General features: G+C 40.3%; 10 protein-coding genes. 4 read left to right on the top strand and 6 right to left on the bottom strand.

Annotated features, from left to right (window positions below; translation table 11 throughout):
• The first annotated feature begins 224 nt into the window (after nucleotides 1–224).
• On the top strand, nucleotides 225–1,889 hold the full coding sequence (locus CXF61_RS00345; protein ID WP_165596738.1) for a mechanosensitive ion channel: 1,665 nt from the start codon (nucleotides 225–227) through the stop codon (nucleotides 1,887–1,889).
• Nucleotides 1,890–2,032: 143 nt separating this feature from the next.
• Here the strand turns inward: CXF61_RS00345 and CXF61_RS00350 are convergent, their stop codons facing one another.
• Complete coding sequence (locus tag CXF61_RS00350; RefSeq protein WP_165596739.1) at nucleotides 2,033–3,484, bottom strand: hypothetical protein; 1,452 nt, start codon at nucleotides 3,482–3,484, stop codon at nucleotides 2,033–2,035.
• A 298-nt stretch (nucleotides 3,485–3,782) separates the two neighbouring features.
• On the opposite strand from CXF61_RS00350, the gene CXF61_RS00355 reads away from it, so the two are divergent.
• Nucleotides 3,783–4,565: a meso-2,3-butanediol dehydrogenase gene (locus tag CXF61_RS00355; RefSeq protein WP_057762139.1), complete on the top strand. Its 783-nt coding sequence runs from the start codon at nucleotides 3,783–3,785 to the stop codon at nucleotides 4,563–4,565.
• A gap of 179 nt (nucleotides 4,566–4,744) precedes the next feature.
• Here the strand turns inward: CXF61_RS00355 and CXF61_RS00360 are convergent, their stop codons facing one another.
• The 3 genes from CXF61_RS00360 to CXF61_RS00370 form a co-directional block, all read right to left on the bottom strand.
• Complete coding sequence (locus tag CXF61_RS00360) at nucleotides 4,745–5,440, bottom strand: lysophospholipid acyltransferase family protein (RefSeq protein WP_057762140.1); 696 nt, start codon at nucleotides 5,438–5,440, stop codon at nucleotides 4,745–4,747.
• Between the two features lie 165 nt (nucleotides 5,441–5,605).
• The gene (gene parE, locus CXF61_RS00365) at nucleotides 5,606–7,492 is read right to left on the bottom strand and encodes a DNA topoisomerase IV subunit B (RefSeq protein ID WP_165596740.1); all 1,887 of its coding nucleotides are present in this window, start codon (nucleotides 7,490–7,492) and stop codon (nucleotides 5,606–5,608) included.
• A gap of 110 nt (nucleotides 7,493–7,602) precedes the next feature.
• Entirely contained in the window at nucleotides 7,603–8,271 is a 669-nt protein-coding gene (locus CXF61_RS00370; protein WP_165596741.1) for a YqiA/YcfP family alpha/beta fold hydrolase, read from the bottom strand.
• Nucleotides 8,272–8,458: 187 nt separating this feature from the next.
• Between CXF61_RS00370 and CXF61_RS00375 the strand changes: the two genes are divergently transcribed.
• Together CXF61_RS00375 and CXF61_RS00380 are read left to right on the top strand one after the other, a co-directional pair.
• Nucleotides 8,459–8,719, top strand: coding sequence for a DUF1289 domain-containing protein (locus CXF61_RS00375; protein ID WP_165596742.1), 261 nt, complete (start codon nucleotides 8,459–8,461; stop codon nucleotides 8,717–8,719).
• Entirely contained in the window at nucleotides 8,710–8,874 is a 165-nt protein-coding gene (locus CXF61_RS00380) for a pirin-like C-terminal cupin domain-containing protein (protein WP_165596745.1), read from the top strand. The genes CXF61_RS00375 and CXF61_RS00380 overlap by 10 nt, the downstream gene beginning before the upstream one ends.
• A 220-nt stretch (nucleotides 8,875–9,094) precedes the next feature.
• Here CXF61_RS00380 and CXF61_RS00385 read toward each other — a convergent pair whose 3' ends face one another.
• On the bottom strand, nucleotides 9,095–9,910 hold the full coding sequence (locus CXF61_RS00385; RefSeq protein ID WP_165596743.1) for a hypothetical protein: 816 nt from the start codon (nucleotides 9,908–9,910) through the stop codon (nucleotides 9,095–9,097).
• 86 nt (nucleotides 9,911–9,996) lie between these two features.
• Nucleotides 9,997–11,196, bottom strand: a complete 1,200-nt coding sequence (locus CXF61_RS00390) for a DUF3800 domain-containing protein (RefSeq protein ID WP_165596744.1) — start codon at nucleotides 11,194–11,196, stop codon at nucleotides 9,997–9,999.
• Nucleotides 11,197–11,469: the final 273 nt, after the last annotated feature.

Raw genomic sequence — 11,469 nt, forward strand, 5'->3', positions numbered from 1 at the left:
CCGAGCGTTAATTTTTATCAAAAATAAGCAGGTATCGATAGCGAAGTCACTGTAATATAAATAAGAGATACTGCTGATAATAATTTATGCTCAAAAACGATAATATCTCTATATAACTGATTCTAAAAATACTATTTATGACAACCATCTGTATGTCTTGCTCACTAATCGCTGTATGAACATTGTTTTTGGCGAGTTATATAAGATGCTTCAAGGAGGATAAGATGAACCCAATGTACACATCTTTTAACGGCTATCTCGGTGGACCTATCGGCTCCATCATTGGTGCTATTTTGATATTCGTTATTGGTTGGCTAGTAGCCCTTGGTATCGCAGCACTGGTACGCGGCGTACTCTCTAAAGTTAATCTCAATCAGCGTATGAACTCTTCAACTGGTAAGACCTACGACCTTGAAGGTATCATCTCCAAAATTGTTTTCTGGTTTATTTTCATCATTGCTATCTCAGGCGCACTTAGCCAATTAAACTTAAACTCTATCTCAGCACCATTCGCAAATATGGTTAATCAAGTATTGGCATTTATCCCTAATCTTATCGGCGCTATCGCACTTGGTGTGATCGGTTGGGTCGTGGCTACTGTCGCACGCACAGCGATCAACGCTGCACTCGCGAAAACCTCTATGGATGAGCGTTTAAGTGCACAAGCTGGTGTAAAACCAATGAGCAGTACGATTGCTGATATGGTTTACTGGTTCATCTTATTGGTTGTGTTGACCATGGTACTTGGTCAATTAGAGCTTGATGGTTTGTTCGCTCCACTAACTAATATGGTCGACAAAATCTTTAGCTTTATCCCTAACATCTTGATTGCTGGTGTAGTCTTCGTCGTTGGTTATATCATTGCCAAAGTCGTACGCGGCATCGTCACCAATCTTGTTTCTACTTTTAATGTACAAGAATTGGCGTCAAAAGCAGGTTTAAGTGAGCAAAATAGCTTACCTAATATTGCGGGTTCGCTAGCATTTCTTGTGGTTATTATTCCAACCATTATTGCTGCTCTAAATGCACTAAAAATTGAAGTAATTGCTCGCCCTGCGACCAATATGCTTAACAAAATCATGGAAGCCTTGCCAAACATCTTTATGGCAGTCGCTATCCTAGTAGTAACTTTCTATGTTGTACGCATGGTTGCCAACATCATCAAAGGTCTGATTGAGAACACTCAAATCAATCAATTACCTGCGAAAGTTGGTCTACAAGAAACCATGGGCGATAAGAAAATCTCTGACTTAGTTGGTTATGCGATTATCTTCTTTGCTATGTTATTTGCTGCTATTGCAGCTGCTGACTTATTAGGTTTCGAGCCTATCTCAGCGATTATTACGATGTTTATCGCATTCGGTGCAAACATCATCCTAGGCGCAATTATCCTATTCATCGGATTCTGGCTTGCCAATATCATTGCAGGTGTGGTTGAACGTTCTGAGCAAGGTTCACAATTCCTAGCAAACATCGTACGTGTATTAATCATGGGCCTAGTATTAGCAATGGGTCTAAAAGCGATGGGTATTGCTGATTCAATCGTTAACCTAGCATTTGGTCTAACACTAGGTGCAGTAGCCGTTGCCTTTGCCCTATCATTTGGTCTTGGTGGTCAGGAAGCTGCAGCTCGCTTCCTACGTAAAATGCAGGACAAGATGGATCATGAACGCACTGAAGCGAAAGCAAAATCTGCGCTACAGCCAAGTTCATCAACTAAAGAAAAAGTTGCTGATTCAGTTCGTGAAAACACACCATCTGCTGCTAGCACTCCTACCACTGATTTACGTACCGATGTAGTTGATACACCACGTGTTGATACTAATGACATCTACAACAGTGATAACGTACTTCCTGGTAGCGGTCTCAATGACGATATCAATAAATAAGTATTTTTGATTGTTTAGTTTAGATACGAAAAAGACAGCCTAGGCTGTCTTTTTTTATATCAGTAAATATATTAATAAATCTATGGTTATTTTTATCGAAGCTCTTAGTATAAAATGTCATTCAAACAATTTCACGCTACAATCTAATGCTTATCTTTACGTGCTGGAATCGTCAAGCTCATCTGTACTTGAGGTAGCTTCTCTTTTTGCGTCTTCGCAGGTGTACCACCTTCCACGCTATTAGGAGATTGCGTATTTTGCTTATCTAACTCTTGTTGTTTTAGTTTCTGCATTTGCTTAGTAAGTTGGCGCTCCCTTTGAGTCATCGCATCGACTGGCTGAATCCACAAATCAATATCGAAAAAATTCTCATTATTCTCAGTGATAAACTCGATACCAAGCACGACTACATGATGTAGCTCAATAATTGGCAAACGCGTAGCAACGTCTTGTGCGATCTTCGCTAGCTTCGGTTGGACAGCGGCTTTACTATTAGAACCCTTTGACTCTTGCCCGTAAAACACCAGTACATAATGTCGTCCCAAACTTTCATAAGAATGTTGGTGTACCACATAGCCATCTTTTTGCAGCGCTGCGCTTTGTTTAGGGTGTCTATATAGCGTACGGATAAGCTCGTGACGTGAAAACAAAGACTCATCTAGCAGTTGTTGTTGCCAGTGAGCGAGCGGTATTACTGTTTGGTCGTCATTATTAGCTGCGTGCTTTTTACCATACGTATCTATCATCTGCATACTTAGCTGAGACCATATCGTAGCTGCTTGTATCATATGCTGATGGTACATCTGAGCAGTTGAACTTTGGTTCTTGTATGCAAGTGTGATGGCGACCAGTGCTGAGTTAGGTTCGTCTTGTACTTTGTTTTTGATGAGCGCATTGTCTACTACAATAGCAGGAGCAAACAGGTCTGGACTTTGCAAAAAACGCTCAACCAAAGCGTCTTCTGACTCGAAACTTGGAATATGATTTACAGCCGATTGCTGCAGCTGTTCTAAATGATAAGCTAAGAAACGCCATAACTCACAAGGGGTTCGTACCGCTGCTGCTATTAAGTACCAATCATCCCAACTAAATACTTGTAGCTGCTGCATGCTTTCGCTCATGTCGACAACTAAATCTTCTAAAAAGTAACGAACCCCAAAATTATGCTTAAGTTGCTGTAGAGCACTGTTTGAATTATTTGCACTGTCATTGTTATCATCTTGATTAAGACTGCTACCTCCTCCGACAAGCTGAATGTCAAAAATCATGGCTTCATAACCAGCTAAGACATTTTCTTCATTTTGAGACGATAATGACTTGTACCATGTAAGTGCTGACTTGACCGCAGTCATACGCACAGCCTCAATGTCAGCTGATTCTGTATCATAGGGTAGATACAGTGTCAGCTCCAACAGCTGTAGCTTGCCAAGTGGTAACTGATATTGGTAGTGACGAGCGATATACTGAGCATTGTATTCATGCTCAATCGTATGCATGCCTGCTAAAGTCACAGCCATAGCATCTGCTTGTAAATAACTGACCAGCTCGGTCGTCAGGTAGCCCCAGTCGGGCATGGTAGTAATCGAATGGGACACAAGTTCCAACCTTCTATTATCGTATGGTGAATATCGCACATGCCAGCTCGTAATAATAACAACATGATTATCGCGTATTACAAATATCTGAATGATGCAAAATTATGCTACATAAGCACTATCAGAGACAGTCGCTTTCAAAGCGATCACTTGTTATGATGATATCAAAGCAGTATTGCTTGCGTGCAAGTTTATGGATGACAAACTGTACTTAGTTATATTTATCGAAACCGTAGTCATTGAAATTTTAATCATCGAATTTTTAATGACTATTATATAATAATAAGGATTAAACATTATGAAGCGTTTTAAAGAAAAGACCGTCGTTGTAACGGGTGCAGGCTCTGGTATTGGCCGTGCAACTGCCATTCGCTTTGCCGAGGAAGGCGCTAGTGTGGTTTTAGTAGGACGTACGGCAGCAACACTAGAAGAAACTGCCAAAGAGTTGCCGCAAGATCGTACCTGGATTCATACCGATAATTATCTCATTATTACATGCGATATCAGTGTCCAAAGCCAAGTACAAGAGATGGTTGAGCGCGCTATCGACAAATTCGGCAAAATTGATATCTTGGTAAACAATGCTGGCAAAGCAACTCAAGGTAAAATTACAGAACTATCTGCTGATGATTGGCGCTCTGCTATCGATGTAAATCTAAACGGGACTTTCTATGTCTCTCAAGCGGCTATGCCTCACTTGATTGCATCAAAGGGTAATATCGTTAATATTTCATCGCTTTCAGGTGTGGGTGGTGACTGGAACATGGCTGCTTACAATGCTGCTAAAGCGGGTGTGACCAATTTAACCCGTACATTGGCATTAGATCATGGTTCAGATGGTGTTCGCGTCAACGCGGTTAATCCAAGTGTCACCAAAACCGATATGACTACGGCTATCCAAGACAATGAGTCTAAGACGGATAAGTTCTTAGCTCGCTGTCCGCTTGGACGTTTGGCAACCCCAGAAGATATCGCCGCTGCCATTACCTTTTTAGCAAGTGATGATGCCTCCATGATTACTGGTGTCAATCTACCTGTCGACGGTGGTGTTAGCGCTTCTAACGGCCAACCACAGTTTTAGACTTTTGCACTGATAAACATTCAAATATTACTCAAAAAAAGCCCCTGATATCATCATATCAGGGGCTTTTTCAACATCAATTATCAGAACTTAGTTGTAGGTAGCTGTTAGCCTGCGTACCCGCAATACAACCAGTTCTGTTAACTTAACTAATTGAACTATTATTTATACCATTTGGCTTATTCAGCTGCATTATTGATGTCTTGTAGTGGCTGTGACAAACGCTCAAGGTGTCTTGGCAACACCCCTTTATACTGAGAATATATTTTTGGCAAATCTGCTTCGATATCACCTGTAGGATAAACCAGTGACATAAACCGTATTTCTTTAGTATTGTAATCCATCGCTACTGGCAAAATCGGTACGCCAGCACCCACCGCTAAATAATAAAACCCTGTCTTCCACGACTCAGTATATTGCCGTGTCCCCTCTGGTGATAATCCCAAAAATAATGGTTCACCAGTTTTGAACTTATCAATACTGGCTTGCAGTACAGAGCCTTTATTACCACGATCGATAGGAATAACCCCTATCCAATTTAATAACTGTGCAAACACAGGAACTTTAAATAGCGTGTGCTTGCCCATAATGCTGATTTTGATATCTAATGCAAACAGACTTGGAATCGCATAAATACCATCCACATTAGAAGTATGTGGTAGAGCAAGCACTACAGCTTGTGAGATATTTGGAATCTCGCCTACCGTACGCCAACCTGATGCCTTTAACAGCGCGGATGCAATAACAGGCGCAAACTTGTTGCCACGCTTTGGAACCTTGTCTCCCAAATGCTTTTTGCTAAGTTTTGGGAGTACTTTGGAGCGCGCAGGTTTAGAAACAACAGACTTAGAACGGTTAAAAATCTTCGGTATCATGACAGCACAATATAATGAAAGGTACTGACATAATACCATTAAGCCTTTGTGGCTAGGCTGAATTTTGCGTGCTTTTATTATGTGATAGATCGTTTATCCATAAATATAAGTAATGACCTATCCCAATATTCTGCACCCATATTTCTTTAGATTCCTTGCTAATCCTTAAGAAATATCGGCCAAATCCCCTTTGCTCTCAAGCCACGACTTGCGATCAGAGGCACGTTTCTTAGCCAGTAGCATATCCATCACGCTATTGGTCAGTACCATGTCATCCATATCTAACTGTACTAAGCGGCGTGTATCACGGCTCATCGTCGTCTCACGTAGTTGCTCAGCACTCATTTCACCAAGTCCTTTAAAACGTGTAATCTGGGCTTTTTTATTACCCGGTACGTTAGCCAAGATATGTGCAAGCTCCGGCTCATCCAATGCATAATGAACTTCTTTACCTACATCTACTCGATACAAGGGCGGCATGGCCACAAATAGATGCCCTGCATCCACTAGTGCAGGGAAATGCTTCACAAACAAAGCGCAGATCAATGTCGCAATGTGCAGTCCATCAGAGTCAGCATCCGCTAAGATACATATCTTGTCGTAACGTAGCTCGGACAAATCATCAGAGGCAGGATCGACACCGATAGCAATGGCAATATCATGAATCTCTTGGCTTGATAGCACCGTATCTGAGGATACTTCCCACGTATTCAAGATTTTGCCACGCAGAGGTAATATCGCCTGATAATGACGATCTCTTGCTTGCTTAGCACTACCACCCGCAGAATCACCCTCCACCAAGAACAGCTCAGCGCCATCACGTAAATCACCACGGCAGTCTGCCAATTTACCAGGCAATGCGGGTCCCTGCGTAATCTTCTTACGAGCGACTTTTTTGGCCGATTTCAGACGACGACCTGCTTTATTAATCGCCAATTCAGCGATTTGCGTACCCATGTCCGCATGCTGGTTTAACCATAGGCTAAAGGCATCTTTTGCCAATGTTTGTACAGCGCCTGCAGCTTCACGGCTAGATAAACGCTCTTTGGTCTGTCCAGAAAACTGTGGCTCAGAGAACTTCAGAGACAGGATATAATTCACCCCATCCCAGACATCTTCTGCGGTTAGCTTCACACTACGTGGTAGCAAATTGTGAATATCGCAGAACTCACGTAATGCTTCTAAGATGCCCGTACGCAGTCCGTTGACGTGCGTACCGCCCTGAGCTGTCGGAATCAGGTTCACATAGCTTTCTTGAATCGGCGTACCACCATCAGGCAACCAAGACAAGGCAAAGGTAATAGCCGCTCGTTCGCCCGCTTTCGCATCGTAATTATAATAAAACGGTGCTTCAGGCAATGTTTCCAAACCATCTAATTGTTCGCTTAGATACTCGACTACCCCATCTGTAAACTGCCAAACGACCTTTTCATTATTAATATCGTCAGTGAATTCAATCGTCAGTCCAGCGGCCAAAACAGCCTTTGCTTTTAAATTATGCTTGAGCTGTTTTACATTAAGTTTAGGTGTATCAAAGAAACTACCATCCGCCCAAAAGTGCACTCTGGTGCCACGTTTGCGTTTGTTTGAGCTGACTGCTTCCGTTAATGGCGTAACTGGTGCACCATTTTCAAATGCCATATCAAACTGTGTGCTATCACGCCATACCGTAACCTCAACGCGAGTTGATAGTGCGTTAACAACGGAAATACCCACACCATGTAGACCACCTGACACTTCATAATTGGAGGTCGAGAACTTTCCACCTGCATGTAAGCGAGTTAATATCAGCTCAATACCAGATTGACCAAACTCAGGATGAATATCCGTCGGCATACCTCGCCCATCATCTTCGACAGACAACGAGCCATCACTGTGCAGTTGCACTTTGATGGTTTTAGCATAACCCACCAATGCCTCATCAACCGAGTTATCAATGACCTCTTGCGCCAAATGATTCGGGCGCGTGGTATCGGTATACATACCTGGACGACGACGGACTGGCTCAAGACCTTCTAAAACTTCTAACGATTGCGCATTATATTGACTCACAAATGCATCCTTAACTGTTCGCGTGCGTTTAATTCTATTAAACCATTATAACGAAAAATGGCGACGTTAACGTTAATACTCCATCGCTTACGTCATATAATGTCGTCTATTTAAGGCTGTACTAAACTCTGTAAGATATTCATTACCATGGGCAACTGATCATTAAAATCACTGAAGCGATGATCGCCACCCACTTGCACCGTTACCGATGCGCCCTGACCTTGATAAAAAGCTTTAGACAATTCAGAATTTAACAGCTCGTCGCCTTCTTTTAATAGCACAGCAATTTTATCAGGATAATTTACTGATAAAAGCTGATGATCTGCAAACCACTGTAAATCTGCAGTCGTAATACTCCAGCCACCCGCTGTCGTATGCAGGACTTTGCTAGTAGATGACTCATTTAAGTTATCTTGACTTGATACTGGTTTATTAGAGAAACGCTGTAAAGTGATATGGGGCTGAGTACTAGGATTGAGCAATAAAACTGGGCAACCTATCTGATTGCTTATCAAAGTAGAAAAATACCCACCTAGCGAGCTGCCGATTAATACCGTATTTGATAACTCAGTCTGCTTATCTGCTGATTTTCTATCTTCACTATTATTTAGCGCTTTGATTAAAGACAGTAATTGCTCACATACTTGTGCTGGGGTTTTATTTAAATCAGGACGCAGCACATTAATATCAGGATGATGAAGCTGACAATATTTTTCTAACAGCACCCCTTTGGTCGAGTTGGCATCACTGTCCAATCCATGGATATAAATCAAGTTCACGTATCATCTCACTTATTAATTTTGTTATGATTATCTTATAAAGGCTATCAAAGCTAAGCATAGCACCCGCTAGACGGAAATAATAATAATAAAATGGCACACTATTAGTCGGTATTTGCGACATAATAATGTTGTACAGTGATTTTATGCAGGTCAAAGGAATGACGGTAGTCATTATGGAGGAGTCATGAATCAACAGTTTGAGCTGTTCGAGATTGCCAATCCATGTATTGGTCTTTGTCAAAGCAATAAGAAGGGTTATTGCTTTGGTTGCCTGCGTAGTCGAACTGAGCGCCAGCTATGGCATGATATGACGACAGAGCAGCAGCGCGAGGTGCTAAGGCTTATCGCAGGACGTAAGCTGCGTATAGAACAAATGAGACAGCGTAAAGATGAACAGTTAGGATTCGATTTTGAAGAGATACCTGAGATAGGTGAATTGTTTTAGCAAATAGTCAAAAAGATACCAAAGTAATTTTGATCACTGGTCGTCCTCTACATGAGCCGATTGTGCAATACGGGCCCTTTATTATGAGCAGTCATCAAGAAATTATGCAAGCCATCAACGACTTCCAAAGTGGTAAATTTGGTAAAGGTGCTTAGTTGTTAGCTTAGTTTGTTGAATACTTTATTGAATGTCAAAGCCCGTATTAGTTCGCTAATATGGGCTTTTTTTTGTGGGAAAGTTATTGCTTCGGCTGTTTGCGGTGTCGTCCTAAGTATCAGCTACGACTTAGTGTGAATACTGAATAGCGCAGAGAAATATTATAATTAGTTTTAGGACGTAAGCAGCGTATTGAGTAGATGCAATTGCTTACAACTTTTAAATATCATGTCCACACTCAATTTCAAACGGTAATACATCAGATACAGCCCTATTTTGGAAAGTGAAATTTAAACTCCAATATCCATCTCCTTTACGATCTGTCATGTGGTAACTATGACTCGCGATTCCCATCAAATTATCAGTAAACTCTCTTCTGAAATACTTGTATTGTTCAATGTTGTATTGCTGAGTTGACTTTAGTCTTTGTTCTTCGGTTTCTCCCATAGCATGTCTTTCAAAATATTCACTGGGACTTGGTATAAAATCAATATTTCTTTTTAACTCTCTTAATGACTGACAACCTATACAAACACTAAAAGTAGGTTGATCATTATGCATTAGTGGCATTCCGTGTCGATTATAGTTTTCACCGAGCAGAGCCACAAACGGAATTTCGTGCTCTCCACACCATTGACAATTAGGGAAAGCTAAGTCTAAAACGTCTATAACTTCAAAATTAGTTTTATCATATAAAGCAATTTTATATGAGATTCCGTTACCCATAAAAGGTTCATATTCAGAAAATTTTTTATAATCAATATTTGTAGTTACATCAAATCTAGTCGCTAAGGAGCCATACATACCACTAAAGTCAGCATGTTCTCCCATATCTCCAGCAACAGTTAATTTAAAATCTTGACCATACCTTTGATAAAAATTAAGCTCCGCCTTCAAACCGGAGTACCCTTTATAACCAAGCTTTGATTTATAAGTGCTATCCAACCATTCGTGAGCTAATAGAAAACCCTTATTAGGATTATTTGCTGTAGAAAAGATGATTCTTCTGATTTCATTATAATTATGAGCGGACATGATTGTTCCTAGATAAAAGTAATAAAAATATTCAGACGTAAAGTTGTAAATACTAGCGTAGCTTTACCAGTTCTGGATACTTTAATTTATTCAGTATTCATGACACTTGGATTTGGTGTGGCGTTGTATAGAAAGAACGGTGTATGGTCTGCTGCATTTAAACCACCGTTATGAATCGTACCTAACTCCTCTGGTGTTACGTCCTTTGTAGGCCATATTTTGTTATGACCGACAAATCTATTCAGATCGAGCTTATCTAATTCTAAAAATAAATAGTCTTCAGTCTCCCCGCGACTGACCCCAGTCGCCCAATAGGCAAAAGAACTGGCTATAATGTCAGACACTTGTATTTGTGAGAAATCTTTAGAGCTAGCAAACTTTAAAGATTTACCTTTGAGAGGTAGATTATACTTTCTTCGATCATAACCCAATTCTACTTCATTTTGTGTCCAGTCCATAAATTGAGCAAATAATAACCTTTCTTTTTCGAGACTATGAGAATCATCATGAATGATATGAAAACCTTTTGGATATAAGGCACTCCATTGAGCACATTGGCTAAAAAATGCAGGTATAGATGGATCTAGAGAGTGCTTATCAGTACAGTTTAGTGCACCATCTATAAATTTTTTAGTGGCTAGTATGGTATCTAAGTATGTCTTAAAACTTTCATCAGATGACGAATCTTTTACATTTTCAACTTCGTTGTAAAAGTTGTCAATGTTTTCTTGATCTTGCGAACGAATCATGATCACAAACAACCTATACATTGATTGCACCAAGTTTTTATCACAATATGTCGGTAAACAGTAATAAAGCATATTTGAAAGGGCTATATTCTGACCATTTAAATAGAGATCTTCACCCATCAAGTGCATCATATATTCAATTAGTATATCGACAATCTTTGTCGTAATCATAAACTCTTTTAAAAAAATATTTATTTTAACGCACTTCACATCAAGTAACTTACTACTCATTAATCGGATAATTGCATCTTGTCCAGATTTTCGACGTCGAAGATTTTTGAAATGTACTTCCTGAGTAGAGTTAGAATCAATCAATTCAAGCAGTTGTTCAGATATCTCTTTGGAGAATGTACAACTAGCTAAAGTAAATACTGGCTGATCTAAATCGATTAAATTTGAGCCTGTATTACCAGACTCATCGAAGTAAATAGTTGGTATTCTCTGCTTCTCCTTGATTTGCATATCTCGCTTTTTATTCCGTTTTTGCTCTTTCGCCTTTTTCCTAACGTCTCGCCTAGATTTGCTTTTTTTGCTCATACTATACTCGATACTAAATAATTTATTGCTTTATAATTTAACATCAATATCGCTTAATACCAATGTACATAGTGTCCCTATTCTAGATAAAGAGCTGACGAACGAGAAGAGCGCCGTTAAGGCAAAGCAGTGCTTTGCTAGGCAACACAAGAACTATCTACAGGCATAGCCTTTCGTCTTGCGCTGCGGACGACTGTCTCCCAGATAGTCGTTATTCATTGCTCACCTTTAAATAGGATTCGCTACGTAGGCCACTAAGAATAAAATACAGAC

The organism is Psychrobacter sp. 4Dc, from assembly GCF_002836715.1.
Lineage (GTDB): Bacteria > Pseudomonadota > Gammaproteobacteria > Pseudomonadales > Moraxellaceae > Psychrobacter.

Bases quoted from the DNA above. Each gene is read 5' to 3' on its own strand.
- CXF61_RS00385 (WP_165596743.1), bottom strand. From the start codon at position 9,910: ATGTCCGCTCATAATTATAATGAAATCAGAAGAATCATCTTTTCTACA.
- CXF61_RS00375 (WP_165596742.1), top strand. From the start codon at position 8,459: ATGAATCAACAGTTTGAGCTGTTCGAGATTGCCAATCCATGTATTGGT.
- CXF61_RS00360 (WP_057762140.1), bottom strand. From the start codon at position 5,440: ATGATACCGAAGATTTTTAACCGTTCTAAGTCTGTTGTTTCTAAACCT.
- CXF61_RS00345 (WP_165596738.1), top strand. From the start codon at position 225: ATGAACCCAATGTACACATCTTTTAACGGCTATCTCGGTGGACCTATC.
- CXF61_RS00390 (WP_165596744.1), bottom strand. From the start codon at position 11,196: ATGAGCAAAAAAAGCAAATCTAGGCGAGACGTTAGGAAAAAGGCGAAA.
- CXF61_RS00355 (WP_057762139.1), top strand. From the start codon at position 3,783: ATGAAGCGTTTTAAAGAAAAGACCGTCGTTGTAACGGGTGCAGGCTCT.